General features: G+C 61.5%; 12 protein-coding genes. All 12 read left to right on the forward strand.

Translation table 11 applies throughout. The features are described from left to right. From QCE64_RS36610 to QCE64_RS36665, 12 genes are read left to right on the forward strand one after another with little or no spacing between them, the layout of a single operon-like run. Entirely contained in the window at positions 1 to 1251 is a 1251-nt protein-coding gene (locus tag QCE64_RS36610; protein WP_310009279.1) for a TrbI/VirB10 family protein, read from the forward strand. After that, entirely contained in the window at positions 1244 to 2047 is an 804-nt protein-coding gene (locus QCE64_RS36615; protein WP_310009281.1) for a transglycosylase SLT domain-containing protein, read from the forward strand. Before QCE64_RS36610 ends, QCE64_RS36615 begins: the two co-directional genes overlap by 8 nt. Then, entirely contained in the window at positions 2044 to 3291 is a 1248-nt protein-coding gene (locus QCE64_RS36620) for a hypothetical protein (protein ID WP_310009284.1), read from the forward strand. Before QCE64_RS36615 ends, QCE64_RS36620 begins: the two co-directional genes overlap by 4 nt. Beyond that, the gene (locus QCE64_RS36625; protein ID WP_310009286.1) at positions 3288 to 3710 is read left to right on the forward strand and encodes a lytic transglycosylase domain-containing protein; all 423 of its coding nucleotides are present in this window, start codon (positions 3288 to 3290) and stop codon (positions 3708 to 3710) included. Before QCE64_RS36620 ends, QCE64_RS36625 begins: the two co-directional genes overlap by 4 nt. A gap of 5 nt (positions 3711 to 3715) precedes the next feature. Next, positions 3716 to 4303 (forward strand): TcpQ domain-containing protein, encoded by a 588-nt coding sequence (locus QCE64_RS36630; protein WP_310009288.1) that lies wholly within the window; start codon positions 3716 to 3718, stop codon positions 4301 to 4303. Positions 4304 to 4308: 5 nt separating this feature from the next. Beyond that, on the forward strand, positions 4309 to 5937 hold the full coding sequence (locus QCE64_RS36635; protein ID WP_310009290.1) for a type II secretory pathway protein: 1629 nt from the start codon (positions 4309 to 4311) through the stop codon (positions 5935 to 5937). Positions 5938 to 5945: 8 nt separating this feature from the next. Then, entirely contained in the window at positions 5946 to 7223 is a 1278-nt protein-coding gene (locus QCE64_RS36640) for a hypothetical protein (protein ID WP_310009293.1), read from the forward strand. Continuing rightward, positions 7210 to 7800: a hypothetical protein gene (locus QCE64_RS36645; protein WP_310009295.1), complete on the forward strand. Its 591-nt coding sequence runs from the start codon at positions 7210 to 7212 to the stop codon at positions 7798 to 7800. The genes QCE64_RS36640 and QCE64_RS36645 overlap by 14 nt, the downstream gene beginning before the upstream one ends. 2 nt (positions 7801 to 7802) lie before the next feature. Further along, a complete protein-coding gene (locus QCE64_RS36650) occupies positions 7803 to 10199 on the forward strand; it encodes an ATPase, T2SS/T4P/T4SS family (RefSeq protein WP_310009297.1) in 2397 nt (798 codons plus the stop codon). Positions 10200 to 10212: 13 nt separating this feature from the next. Beyond that, positions 10213 to 11331 (forward strand): type II secretion system protein, encoded by a 1119-nt coding sequence (locus tag QCE64_RS36655; protein ID WP_310009299.1) that lies wholly within the window; start codon positions 10213 to 10215, stop codon positions 11329 to 11331. Positions 11332 to 11343: 12 nt separating this feature from the next. Further along, a complete protein-coding gene (locus QCE64_RS36660; protein WP_310009301.1) occupies positions 11344 to 11961 on the forward strand; it encodes a hypothetical protein in 618 nt (205 codons plus the stop codon). A 17-nt stretch (positions 11962 to 11978) separates the two neighbouring features. Further along, positions 11979 to 13433, forward strand: a complete 1455-nt coding sequence (locus tag QCE64_RS36665) for a hypothetical protein (RefSeq protein WP_310009302.1) — start codon at positions 11979 to 11981, stop codon at positions 13431 to 13433. Positions 13434 to 13736: the final 303 nt, after the last annotated feature.

Consider the following 13736-nt stretch of genomic DNA (forward strand, 5'->3'; position numbering starts at 1 on the left):
GTGGCCAAGAAAACTGAAGCAGCCGCCCCGAGCGCCGAACAAGAAGCCCTGGTAAAGGGAAAGACTCCGCGCAACGCGATCATGAGTATCGGCATCCTCGCCGCAGTCGTGATCGGCGGTCTCGGCTTCTATTACGAACTGCAGGCAACCAGCAAGGCTGACGAAGACGCCCGGATCAAGAAGGCGAGTGCGCTAAAAAGCAGCACTGAGACTGCGCCCGCGAACCCGAATGACATCGACCAGATGATTCGCCAGCAGCGCGACGCCGCAGCGGCGGAAGCGGGGGCGCACGCTGCGTCCGAAGCGGCTGCCGCTGCGAAGCCCGCAGTCAGACCGGTGCTGACCGGCGCGGACTTTCAGGACGATGTCGGGAAAGAGGGGCGAGATGCACACGAGCTTTCGCGCCAGGCAGCTCAGGACGCAATCTACACGTCGTCTATTTTCAAACAAGCCGGAGCATCGCGAAATGTGGCGCAAGCCGCGAATTCATTGTCACCGGGCATCCCGTCGTTGGACGACGTTCGCGCGGCGCGTGCGGCCGCAGGTAATGCTGGAGCGGACGCCGTAGCGCTCGCGTTGGCCAAGCAAGGCCAAGCCCCTGCCGATCGGGATCGCGCGTTTCTCAACGATGCGGCCGCGAAAGGCGGCATCGAGAGAACGACGTTCGACGGTCGCTCGACCGGTTGCACGCTCACGCCTCCACATTCGATTCATGTGAAGACGGTTGAAGGGCTCAACTCGGACAAACCGGGGCGCGTTGCACTGATGGTCGATGAGGATGTATGGGATAGCGTCCGTGGCGACTGTTTGATGATCCCGAAAGGCGCGTTCATCAACGGCATGTACAGCGCGGACGTGAAGGTCGGTCAGGAACGCTTGCTCGTCGCGTCGACCAGCCTGCGCTTGCCCAACGGTAAGAACGTACCGATGGACGGCATGCAGGGTGCCGATCAGAATGGATACGCGGGGTTTTCCGGAGACGTCAACAACCATTTCCTCAAGATCTTCGGCGCGGGCTTCATCACTGCAATCCTGCTGAAGACCTTCGACAACGGAGCGCAGACGGCGACGACTGCGAGCCCGAATGGTGTTACGACATACGGCAGCACGGCGGGGCAGGTTGCTGCGACCACCGCCCAAACCGTTCTTCAGCGCAATCAGAACATCCCGCCGACCATCACAGTCGACCCCGGCCAGAAGTTCCTGGTTCAGGTGACGCAGGATATCGTGATGGAGCCCTACCATGACTAAGGCGTTCCTTGCCTTGTGCCTGATCGTTACTTCGCTCGGTGCACACGCAACGACGATCGCCTTGATCCTCAGCCCGACCCGGATCGTCATCGAAGACGGCACGAAGCGGGCGATTGTCGAGATACCTGGTGAGCCGGTGTACGCATGCGGATTGACTCCATTCCTTGACTGGGCGAGCCGGTTTGATGGTCAGTCAGTCGAGTCGGCAGCGGATGGATCGCTTGCCGCGTCGTTCGACGGATCGATGGTCAGCATGGCCACGCTGTTTGTGCGCGCCGGCTGGCTCCGTCCCGCGACACTCAACGATGACGCGCAGGCCAGCATGACGGAGCGGCGGGGCGGTTGGGCGTGCGCTTCTTCGCAGGCTCCGTTCGAGGCACTGCACACCTCGGTCGACCCCAAGATTCTGGCAGGGATCGCGCTCAACGAGTCGGCCTACAACGGTCGCGCATGGCCGTGGACGCTCAATGTCGCGGGGCGCGGCTTCTTCTTTCGCTCGCGCGAGGACGCCTACCGCGCGATCCGCTATCTCATCAGCCAAGGTCGTTCGGACTTCGACATCGGCCTGATGCAGGTGAACTGGGGATACCACTCCAAGCGATTCGCAAGCCCGTGGGATGCGCTCTCGCCGGCAACGAACGTTCGAGTGGCGGAAGACATCCTGAACGAGAACTATCGGCTAACGCACTCTGCGGCGAAGGCTGTCGCGTACTACCACAGCGCCAGTTCCGTTCCCGGCCGCGAGTATCTTGCGCGCTTCGTCAAGCACCTTTCCCAAATCGAACGCGGCCTATGAAGCACACGCTTTCCCTTCTCACGCTCGCGCTCGCCGCGATCTCGCTCAATGCGGCAGCCGCTGGAACGGACCCGCTGGACTTCGATTATGAGATCGCCGGCAACGTGCTCGAACGTCCCGCACTCGTCTTTAACGATGGGAGCGACACATACTTCCAGCCGCGCGCCGGGCAGGCGCTGCGCGTCGATGGCGGCCATAGCCAGGGGCCCTATGTCGTGGTCACAGGCACCCCCGACGTCATCCACTACATCGTGGGAAATGCTAGCGCAACGGCCTACTGGAAAAAGGCCAATTGCTTCGTCGGGGACAAGGCGCGGAGCGATACGCCGTCCGGATTTGCGGGCTTCTCCGGTCGTCTCGCATTGATCGGCGCGCGTACCAGTCTCGAGAGCACGCGCGCATTGAGCGCGACCCTGCCGCTGTCTCAACTGGTCAGAGCGCTCGTGCCGCAAGGGTGGACCGGGTCAGCGCAAAAAGATATCGACCTCACATCGTCGTCGAGCTTTGCCACCCGCGAAGGCGAAAACTGGATGCAGTCGCTCGATCGGCTCGTGGCTGCGTCAGACCTCTACGCCGACGTGGACTTTGACGCGCGGCACGTGACATTGCGTCGTTCGGCTCCTCAGTCTGCGGCGGTGAACTACGTCGCGTCGGCAGCGCCCGCGCGCGAGAGCACTACTACCACGGATCCAATTGCAGAAATAGCGAAAAAGTCGGACGCCGACGCGACCACCACCGCAGCGCCGGCCGATTCGGTGCTCGCGTCAAAGCTTGGCGCGCTGGCGATTCGGGATGGAGATGATAGCCACATCCAGATCAAGTTCTCGGCCAAACCGAAGACCGATCTGAAAGTGCTTGATGCCGACGGCAAGTCGCTGCGCCCGAAATGGGATGAATCGACGGACGTCATGACATTCAACCGCGCCGAGCGCTTCACCATCTTGAGCGAGACGGAGAAGGTCGAGGTTGCGCGTGTCGCGGGCACAGTCTACGCGTTCGACTCAGCGAATAAAGCGGCCCTGCAAAGCGTCTTCGATCAGGACGGTTCGACCTTCTTCAAATTTGCCGACACGGTAGGGAAGGTCACTGTCGCCGATTTAGCGCACATGGGCTCCGGCGAGCAGAAGGGTCGTTTCTACAAGTTCAACGGCACGGCCGACCAATTCATCGTGAACGCAGACGGGAACGTGGTCAACGTGCTACGCAAGCACGAAGTCCGATTCTTCGACCGGCCTGCGTCATGAACGTAGCGGCTCAGATCTTCGTGGTGCTCTCGCTCGCGATTTCGGTAGTTGCGCGAGCTGATTGTCTTGACGATGCAGCGCGATATCACCGCGTGAGCGTCCAGGTCGTACGCGCGATCGCACAGCAAGAATCGGGAATGCGCGCGAATGCTACCAACCGCAATAGCGACGGCAGCGAAGACATCGGTCTCATGCAAATCAATTCTTCGTGGCTCCCAAAGCTCTCCCGCTTTGGCATTTCGCGCGAGCACCTTTTCGACGCCTGCGTGAATGCGTACGTCGGTACGTGGATTCTTGCGTCCAACATCCGCCAGTTCGGTCCGACCTGGAAAGCAGTAGGCGCCTACAACGCCGTTTCGTCGAGTAAGCAACTCGTCTACGCCAACAACATCTATCGCCGCCTGCAGCGCCCCCACTGATCAACATGACGTCTATTCATTCTCTCAACCTGAACCGTTCAGCACGTCTGGTGGCGCGGTTGCTCGCCGGCTTGGCCCTGACGACCGTGTCGACGCTGTCCCACGCCGCGGAGCCGGATCAATCCCGGCTCGCACCGCCTCCTGGCGATGGGTGGCAGATGCTGTCGGCCCCCAACGCGCGGCCGGCGTCTACGCAGGTCGCAGTGGCGACGCCACATGCCGCGCTCGCATCGCCCAGCACTAAGGCGACGACCTCGCCCGCGCCAGCCGCGTCTCTCGATGTTGCGCCTGTAGTCGTACCGGCCGGCACTGCCACCGTTCCGGGCGGCGTGCTTTCGCTCAGCATCACGCCGCAAGACATCAATCTGCGAAACGCACTGGATCGTTGGCTGCAGCAGCAGGGCTGGCAGCTGGCTTGGAAGATCGATGACGATCTGCCGCTCGAGTTCAACGCGACGTTTTCCGGCGACTTCAAGTCCGTGCTCACCCAGGTCATGCAGGCGACCAACCACATGCGCACGCCCACGCGCGTATGCAAGCACACCAACAACGTCATCCGCGTCGTTGCACGCGCAGCCAACTGCCAAGAATAAACGCCATGCGCTTCACGAAAATCAAATCCGCCGTTGCCATGCTCGTCGCCGTGTCGTTGACCGGTTGCGCCGTCTCCCAATTCGATGTCAATCGAGCGTATGACGCAGCCAACGCAGATGGCGCGCGCGCGATTGGCAACGGGCCGGAATCCATGGCCCTTGTTGAGGACGTGCCGACCGCGTTCCTCGGTGACCGGCTCGTGCCGGTGGCCTATGAGGCGACGCTGCCCGCGATCTTCCGCGAAAAGACTGTCGTGTTCCCCGGCAATCTGCCGTTGTCGAAGATCGCCACACTCGTATCCAGCGCGACGGGCTATCCGGTGCACCTGAGCCCGGACGTGTTCATTCCGCGCGACGCGTTCATCCCGAAAACCTCAAGCAATACGCCGATCGTACAGCCGCCAGGTTCTGCGATGTTCGCCAAGTCGAACGTGGAGCCGGTCTATGCGCAGCCGTGTAACTGCAAGGTGGGGGAGTACCTGCGAGGGGTAGCGGAGAACCTCGGTCTGGACTGGTCGTTCGACGGCACCACCATCTCGATCAGCCGCTTCGTGACCAAGACGTTCACGATCGCAGCGATCCCCGGGAAGGTATCCATCAAGTCGACCATGTCGAAGGGCACGGATACCTCGACGGGCAATCAGTCCAGCGGCGGCGCTTCGGGCGGAACCGCTGGCAACACGGGTTCCTTCTCGTCAGTGACATCCTCAGGCCGCGACGGCACGTTCGACCAGATCGCAATCATTCAGTCCGAACTCGAAAAGCTCAAATCACCGCTCGGTGAAGTGGTAGTCAATCCGCAGAGCCGACTTGTCATGGTGAGAGACACGAAGGAGGCGGTCGATCGCATGGCCGCGTTGCTCGCGCGCGAAAACGCGATTTCGACGCGCCAGGTGGCGCTGCGCGTGCGAACGCTGCAGGTCGATATGAGCAACGGATCGCAGGCGGGCGTGAGCGCCGATGTGATTTTCAACCGCATCTCTGACGGATTGAAGCGCTATGCCGTGACGTTCGCGTCGCCCATTTCGCTCGCGACCGCGGCCGGCGGCACGGTCGGACTTTCGGTTCTCAAACCGGGCTCGCCGTTCGAGGGTACCAACGCGATCGTCAGCGGCTTGAACTCCTTCGGCAAAACGGTGCAGGACAACACCCAGACCAAGTTGACCTTGAACGGCTTGCCGGTCTCGATCGGTTCTTTCGAAACGAAGGGGTATCTCGCCGCTACCACCCCGAGTGTGGGATCGATCGCGGGCGGAAGCGCTGGCGTGCCGGGCCTCCAGCCGGGTTCGGTGACGGTCGGCGACTTCGTCAATATCCTGCCGTCGGTCAACGATCACAATCAGATCATCCTGTCGTACTGGAGCGATAGCTCGAAGCTGAACGGCCCGTTCACGACGATCAGCACGGGTTCGGGCGATACGCTGCAGCAGATCCAGTTGCCGGACATTCTCGGCAGCAAGGATGACCAGACGATCGCCTTGTCGGATGGTCAGACGGTGGTCCTCTATGGTGCGGTAACGAATCACTATGACAGCGCCAGCAACAACGGCATCGCGGGCGCGTCGGGCGCGTGGAACAAGGGCCGTACGTTCCAAGTGATCATGCTGACCGCCACCGTCGTTCCTTCGATGTGAGCGCGCGCATGCACTTCGAATCCATACCGGGGGAAAAGGGCGCGAAGCTCGTGTTCGGGCTCGAGTGGCGTGCCTATGCAGTGAAGGGTGCCGCCGCTGAACGCCGGCGTTACGCCCAGGATCTCGGCGCGACGCACTACACCGAGATCAAGGCGAAAGACGAGACCATCGCGGGATTCTGCACACTGGAAGCTGCGGAGCGGAAGGGCAAACTGTATTCGGCGGCCGCGCGGATTGCCACGCTCGATCGCGTGCGCCGCCGCCCGGCCGTGCTCGTACTGATCCAGAACGATGAACGCGTACATCTTGTGCTCGTCTCGCGGGGCGCGGTCACAATCGACGAAGAAGTGGCCCTTAACGCGCTCGCTGATCGACGCGATGAGATCGAGGATCAATGCGCGAAAGCGGGGCTGACGCTTTCCACGCTCGGCCATGGTCCGCAACTGCATGCAGTCGATGAGGACTTCGAGCTTCGCGAGCTGCTCGCCGCGCGCAGGATCGGCCTCGTCAAGAAAATGCCTGTTACGGTGCCAACAGCGATTCCGCTGCTCGTCATCGTGGGCGCGGTGTTCTTTGGCGGGAAGCAGCTGGTCGAGTTTCTGAATCCGCCGCCCGCGCCGCCCGCGCCGCCGCCAACATTCATGCAGGAATATCAGGCTGCGGTAATCCGCACGCTCGCCGCGCCCGCGCAGCTCGCGAAGATCCGGCTGCCTCAGCTGTTCGCAAGCTTCGGCGCTCAGGAAAGCAACGTGTCTGGCTGGCAGTTCGAGAAGGCGTTGTGTGGCGTCGCGGGCCCATGCGTCGTGACGTACAAGCGTCAGGGGGGCACCTTCAAGGAATTCGACGCCAGGGCGCCCGAGTCGTTGCGGCCTGTGGTCTTCAATTCGGATGGATGGCATCTCACCACGCGTGGGCCCGAAGTCACCGTCCCCGAACGTGTCGCGCTCGCCGAAGCCAAGTCGTGGCCCACGCAGCAGGCGCTGATCAAGGCGCTGCAGACCGACCCCCAGAAGCTTTCGACCAAGCCTGACACCCTCGACAGTCACGGCTACGTCGTTGATATCAAGCCGGCAGAACGCCTCATCGCGCGACAGCCCGTGGCCGGAGAAATACAAGGCCCGCTCGTCCAACGAGGATCGTGGCAAATCGATGGATACAAATGGCAGAGCGCGCTGCTGGCGCGTTTGCCCGACAACATGGCACTCGACACCCTCGACATCGATTTGAAGGAAGACGGTACCGGCGTGCACTTCACCGCGAGGGGTAAATACTATGTTCTCAACTAAACGCGGCTACCGCGCCGTGTGCTTCAGCGCATTCATGCTGATGAGCAGCGTTGTCATGGCGCAAGAGAGTCATCTGACGCTCGACGATATCGACAAGCTCGCACGACAGAAGCTTGTTGACTCAATGCGTAAGACCGACGGAGCGGCGGCTGCAGGGACGGGCGGCATCGGCTTGGCTGCTCCGCTCGGTGCGCCCGCAGCGATGCCGGCTGCGGCTGCGCCCAAGTTTGAGCGCAAGCCCGTGTCCGTCGCCAAGCGCGTGATCCCGGCGACCTTCGTTGGAGCTTATTCCGATATGTCGGGTGCGTACGTCCTCTACGACTATCAGGGCACGACCTACACAGCGCGCCAGGGAACACGGTTGCTGAACGGATGGACGGTCGCGTCCGTCGATGGATTCGGTGTGAACCTTGTTGACGGGAAGAGGAAGTGGACCGAGACCATCGCCGCGCCCTCCGATCTGCCACCGGCGCTGCCAGACAGTCCCGGTGTGCGCGCTATCACCGATCTTGGATCGCCTCTTCCGCCGGGCGGCATCGCATCGGCTTCACCGGTTATCGGATCGTTCGGAAAGTAAACATGGGACTCTTTGGGCAGGAAGAGCAAGACGCGCCGGAAGTGCGCGGCGGATTCTTCAAGCGCTTGCGCGCGCCGCGCGCAGGCTTCGTCGAAGCGGGGAGCGGCGCGGAGCCGAAATTTACGCGTTCACGAAGCGCTCGTCGAGACGAGGCGGACGACCATAGCGACGCGCCCTCCGCGGCAACACGCGCGACGAACCCGCAGGTCATGTTCCTTGGCCGGGCGCTGTCCGGCGGTGAAATCGAAGACATCGAAAGCAACGAAATCGAGGAAGTCACGAGCAGCGCTCGCTCGGACTTCAAAAACACTGACGCCAGCATGGCCAGCGCAGGCGATGCGCCAGTGGAAGGTGAGGGAGAGCGACCGTTTCAGCCGTTCGTCCCGCCGATCTGCGAGCGCCCGACCTACGAGAGTCTCTTGGCCGCGACGGCCGCGTCTACGCAACCCGCACCGGATGCCGCCAAAGACGCTCAGCCTGTCGCCTCAGCAGAGCGTACGACGATCGAGGCGGCTGTCCTGCTCCCGGTCGCGCAGAGCGCTTCGGAGGATGCAGGGGCAGCGGCTGTGCCGCAGACGATCACGCCGCCCGTTGTCGAATCAAAGCGGGACGAAGAACCTGCGGAGCCCGTAGCTGCAACTCAGTCGCGTGGACCCGATGTTCGCTTCTCGGACAGCCAGCCGACGTTGGGCGACGCCGAAGACGAGGGCGACCGAGCTACGGATCTGGAAGCACCGGCGACAGGCCGACCGCAATTGGTATCTGCCGATTCGCTGCCCGACTACAAGCGGATTCTGACGGTCGCAGATGACGACGCAGCGTTACGCATTCCCGCGAGCGCACGCAAGGAATTCGTGGCGGTCGAGCTGCAGCCTGGTGTCGCCATCACGGTGGCGACGGCCCGCTTCGCACAGAAAGCGCAGTACGCGACGTTCATCAAGGATCTGGGCCAGAACGACATTCTGGTTCGCGAGGAGATGATCGCGACCGAAGCCGTGGTCGCAGCGATCTATCTCGGGAAATCAGTCTCGTCATCCAACTCCACGGTGCGGGAGGCGAGCAGGGCGATCGGGAACTTCCGCGACATCGTGGAAGCCGCGCACTCTTACGGCGCAAGCGATATCCACTTCGAACCGCGTGAGTTTCACAACGAAGTCGAGATCCGCTTCCGCGTGAACGGGGACATGTACACGTACAGCCGCATGCCGAAAGCGATCGTGCGTCGAGCGTTGTTCGCGGCGTACAGTGACCTCGTCCAGCGCAACACGAATTCGGGGAACAGCTTTCAGCCGAGCGCGCCGCAGTCGGCGATGATCCCGCTGGTCGTGAAGACGGACACGGTCAATCTTCGTTGGCAGTCGTCGCCATTGGTCGGTGGATATGACGTCACGCTTCGTCTGCTGGACGGAAACTTCAAGAATTATTCGGTCCTTTTGCCGAAAGACATGGGTCTCGAGACCAGCCAACTCGCGCTAATCGACACGCTCAACTATGTGAGTGGCGGCATCACGGCGCTTACCGGCGAGACGGGATCGGGCAAGACGACGACACTGCGCGCACTGTCGTACATGCTGCCCGATCGGGAGCTCAAGAAGCAGTTCGCGGTGAACGAGCCGTCCGAGTATCCGATGCCGTGGCTCTCCGACTACTCGATCATCCGGCGGCCGGACGAGACCGATGATGAGGCGAACCGGAAATACGCCGAGGTGATCCGTACGCTCATGCGTCAGGATCCCGACGATCTGACGATCGGCGAAGTTCGAGACCGCGTGGTGATGGGGTTGGTGTCCGAATTGGCGCTGACCGGTCACCCGGTGCGCTTTTCTCTGCACGCCGGCGACATCATCGCGGCGGTGATGCGCATGGCGGGCGGGCGGCTGCAGTTGCCGATCGACGAGCTGGCGTCTGAGGGCTTCATCAACGCTGTCGGCAACCAGAAGCTGATTCCGACGCTCTGCGACCACTGCAAGCTGCCGGCGCAGGATGTCATGCCCGCGGCGGACCTCGAGATCTTGCGTACGAAGTTCGGCCTCGACACCGAGCGCATGGCTTGCCGGAACTACGACGGCTGCCAACACTGCCGCCTTGAGGGCCTTTTCACGCGTAATGGGAAAGCGGCCGGTGGCACGAAACGTCCCTCGCTGGCGGCGGAGCTCTATCGGCCGACACCCGAGTTTCTGGATCGCGTCGCCCAACGTGACTGGGCGGGCGCACGGTCAGTCTGGCGGGGGGAGCGTCGCACGGGCTTCGATAATTCAGACATGACTGGAAAGACGCTATATGAACACGCTCTTTTCAAGGCTTCGCGCGGTTTGATTGACCCACAATTCATCAACAGGTCGATGCAGTCATTCGCGCAATACCGCGTGATGCCCGGCGTCGATGGTCGGATGATCTAACACGTAGTCGAACATGTTCACAGCCTTTGCCAAACTGCTGCCCGAGCGGCAACAGCTCGTCGCCGCGCGCCTGCGCTTCCAGAAAGTGAGAGAAGATTTCTACCGGGAGACGCGCCTCGATATCGCAGCCAAAGGGCTGCGAAATACTGAGACGCTATTCGATCGGCTGGAGACCTACGAGAAACGCAGTCGGTCGCGTGGCCAACTCGAATGGCGAGTGTTCGCTCGCATTCGGGAAACGATGCAGCGTGGCGAGAGTTTCGCGCTCGCGATCAAGCCGTTTATCCCAGGCGACGAATACGCGTTGTTCGATATCGCTGACGAATCGTCCCGCGAGGACGCGGTCGTGCGGGGCTTTGAGCTTGCCGAAATGGCAGCGAAAGCAAAGCGCGTGCTGTCGTCGACGACGTCCATGCAGATGGCATATCCAGCTTTGCTGCTGGTCTATATGTACGTCTACTGCATGCTCTTTGGGGGCGTCATCTTCCCGCAGGTCCTCGATGTGCGGCCAATTGAACAATGGCCGGACCTAGGCCGGTTCCTGTACCACATCGACACGTTCTGCTACGAGTACTGGTGGTTGACGCTTACATCGGTGATCGGCCTCGTGATCGGGTACTTCGTCAGCCTGAAACGTTGGGCCGGGCCGTTGCGCGATCGCTTCGATCGGATGCCGTTGCTATGGCGAAACCGACGGGATTTGCGCGCGGCACTGCTGATTGTGTCGCTTGCGGGCCTGTTCGATTCCAATCTGACGCTGCGAGCGGCGCTTGAGCGGTTGCTGAAATCGGCTGACCCATGGCTGCGCTGGCATCTGTCAACGATGAATCGTCGGCTGACAGCTCGTGCCGACGAGCCGATGCGCGCGCTCGACACGGGCATCTTCTCAATGACGATCGTCGACACCATCACCGACGCAGCGGGGCGTGATCAGTTCGAGGCGTCCATCAAGAGCCTCGGCCGTGAGTCGCTCGATCGAGTCGTTGAAGCGGTCAAACGCAATGCGCGTGTCACGCATTACTTCCTGCTCGGCTTTGCGGCCGCGCTATTTCTCACCCTTGGCATTGGATCCTATGTGATCACTGGTGCCGTCAACCTGTCGTCGGGAAATCCCGCGGTATCTAGCTACTGAGGAAAATCAAGAATGAACAATAACCACAAGGCTGGTTATGCCATCGTCGACCAGGCGAAGGCGCGTCGCGCGCGCATCCTCAAGATAGCGCGAGCGAAGAAGCAGTCGGGCGAACTCTCGATGATCGAGGCGGGCGCAGTGATGGCCGGCGCCGCTTTGCTGGCGATCGCCGTGTATGCGGGCGGCAAGTACGTGCTGGACCTCATCCATGCCTCGCAGTTCAAGAGCGAAGCGCAGATGTTCCACACCGGCGTGCTGAACGCCACGCAGAACGACGCGGATTTCTCCGCCGAAACGCTTTCGATTCTGGCGCAGAACCATGCTTTCGATTCCGCGGGTTCGCGTGTCGCCTCCGACAAGTCGGCCGTCAAAGGGCTCTTCACCGGAAACCTGTCTGCGGCGACCGGAACGCTGGTTACTGCCAACGACTCGTTGATCCTGACGTACCCCGTCACAGCAACGATCTGCTCGCTGAGCGTCGCTGCGCTCGTGACGGTGTACACGCAAGTGACGGTGAATGGCACGACCATCTACGCCCCCACGACGGCATTCAGTGCTTCGGGCGCTGCCACCGCGTGCGCGTCGAACGGCGCCACTGCGTCGATTGGCATGTGGACGACACGTACGTAAAGGGGTAGGGCGCCGATATGGGAAGCATTCTCGAGATGATGATCGTCCTGATCGGCGCTGCGTTGTTGACGGTGCAGGGTATAAAGGAAGACGTCGCGGCCAAGCGCCAGAACCTGCTGCAGATCGAAGGGCAGAGCATCGCGACGATCAACGCCGCGCTTGGCAGCTACATCACGGACAACTACGGCACGTTGATACCGGCGGGCTTCTCACAGACCACATCAACGCCGATTGCCGCTCCCACGCTTGCGCAACTGAGTGCGCAGTCGAACAACCACGTGTCGTTCAAGAACGGACCGTTCTGGGGCGGCACCTATCAAATCGGGCTGGCTGTCGTGCCCGACAACTGTTCGACCGCGGCGGGAACCTGCCATCTTGCGTCGCAGATCTACCCGAGCCTACCGTTGCTGAAGGCTGGGACGGCTGATATCGCGGGCGCGGGCATCCTGAGCGCCGCGGGCGGCGCCATGTTCGGGTATTCCACCAATCGCGCGCCAGGCACGATCACGGGAAATCAGGGGCGGTGGAGCTTGCCAAATCCTGTTGGCAATCGCGCCGGGATGGTGTTGGCGATCAACGGCTTCGGTGCCGATGGCAACTCGCCCTATTACCGGCGAGACGGCGCGTTGCCGCTGACCGGCACGATGAACGCGAACAACCAGGATATCCAGAACGCGGGCGACATCACCGGGAAGACGCTGAAACTGCAGGCTGGTAACAGTCTCGGCATCGGGTCCGGCGCGAGCTACTACGGCGATACGACCAATGCTGCGGTCAGGACCAAGGGTTCACTCGTTGTCCAGAACTATGATGGTTCGAGCTTTGCGCCGGTGAGCGCAGGTGCGGGGTCATTCAACGGCGACGTCACGGTCAACGGGTTCGCCATTCTGAACAGGAACGCAAGCGTCAACGGATACATGCAGATCATCGGTTCTGGCGTACGAGGTCAGGCGTGCACCACGGATGCAGCAGTCGTTCGCGATTCTTCGACCTGGAGCTCGCTGCTTCTTTGCAGTTTCGGGCGCTGGCAACCGATCGGCACGGCCAATAACAACGCAGGTGCCGGCGTCCCATGTGCGACTGCTGGCGCGTTCTATACCGACGTGAACAACAACGGATACATCTGCAACTACGAAGGCTATATGTCACCGGTGACAAATACGCTGAGCAACTTCACTTTGATCTACAAGGTCGTGGTCGCCGATACCTACCCTTGGGTGACGAAGCCGTCGTGTCCGGGCGGCTCCGCCGTCGTGGACATGATCCCACAGACAACGGGGGCGAATGTGACCGTAGGCCAGCCCTATGAGTCTGTGATCTACCGAATGAACGACGGTGGAACGTATTGGGTGCCACAGATCACCTTGATCCAGGCTGGAACCGGTGCAAACGAATCTGGCAACGATCTAAATTTACGCGCGACCGCGGTTGTGCAATGTCAGTACTACAACGGGGCAGCTCCCGGGTATTGAGCGCGATTTTGTGCAGATCACGAGACAGGCGAGCATTTTGAGAGTCTTATGAAAAAGACGCTGTTTGTGGCGGCGGGTGTGATCGCGGCTTGCTTGGGGACGGCCGCATATTCTCAGTCGGCCGCGTGCATAGGATGTGCGACCATCCCCAATCCTATCTCGCCGGATTGCACTTCCGGCTTGGCGTGGCAACCACAACCTACAGGGGTGTACACATGCAAGGCGCCTGGACCACCCTTCGGCGGCGGCGGAAAGGACCCTGGTAATGGCGGTGGAACGCCCATGGAGCCGATCGCCGTCTGC

This window comes from Caballeronia sp. LZ043 (assembly GCF_031451075.1).
Classification (GTDB): Bacteria; Pseudomonadota; Gammaproteobacteria; order Burkholderiales; family Burkholderiaceae; genus Caballeronia.

Coding starts and splice junctions, on each gene's coding strand:
- QCE64_RS36615 (WP_310009281.1), top strand. CDS start 1,244: ATGACTAAGGCGTTCCTTGCCTTGTGCCTGATCGTTACTTCGCTCGGT.
- QCE64_RS36620 (WP_310009284.1), top strand. CDS start 2,044: ATGAAGCACACGCTTTCCCTTCTCACGCTCGCGCTCGCCGCGATCTCG.
- QCE64_RS36625 (WP_310009286.1), top strand. CDS start 3,288: ATGAACGTAGCGGCTCAGATCTTCGTGGTGCTCTCGCTCGCGATTTCG.
- QCE64_RS36630 (WP_310009288.1), top strand. CDS start 3,716: ATGACGTCTATTCATTCTCTCAACCTGAACCGTTCAGCACGTCTGGTG.
- QCE64_RS36635 (WP_310009290.1), top strand. CDS start 4,309: ATGCGCTTCACGAAAATCAAATCCGCCGTTGCCATGCTCGTCGCCGTG.
- QCE64_RS36640 (WP_310009293.1), top strand. CDS start 5,946: ATGCACTTCGAATCCATACCGGGGGAAAAGGGCGCGAAGCTCGTGTTC.
- QCE64_RS36645 (WP_310009295.1), top strand. CDS start 7,210: ATGTTCTCAACTAAACGCGGCTACCGCGCCGTGTGCTTCAGCGCATTC.
- QCE64_RS36650 (WP_310009297.1), top strand. CDS start 7,803: ATGGGACTCTTTGGGCAGGAAGAGCAAGACGCGCCGGAAGTGCGCGGC.
- QCE64_RS36655 (WP_310009299.1), top strand. CDS start 10,213: ATGTTCACAGCCTTTGCCAAACTGCTGCCCGAGCGGCAACAGCTCGTC.
- QCE64_RS36660 (WP_310009301.1), top strand. CDS start 11,344: ATGAACAATAACCACAAGGCTGGTTATGCCATCGTCGACCAGGCGAAG.
- QCE64_RS36665 (WP_310009302.1), top strand. CDS start 11,979: ATGGGAAGCATTCTCGAGATGATGATCGTCCTGATCGGCGCTGCGTTG.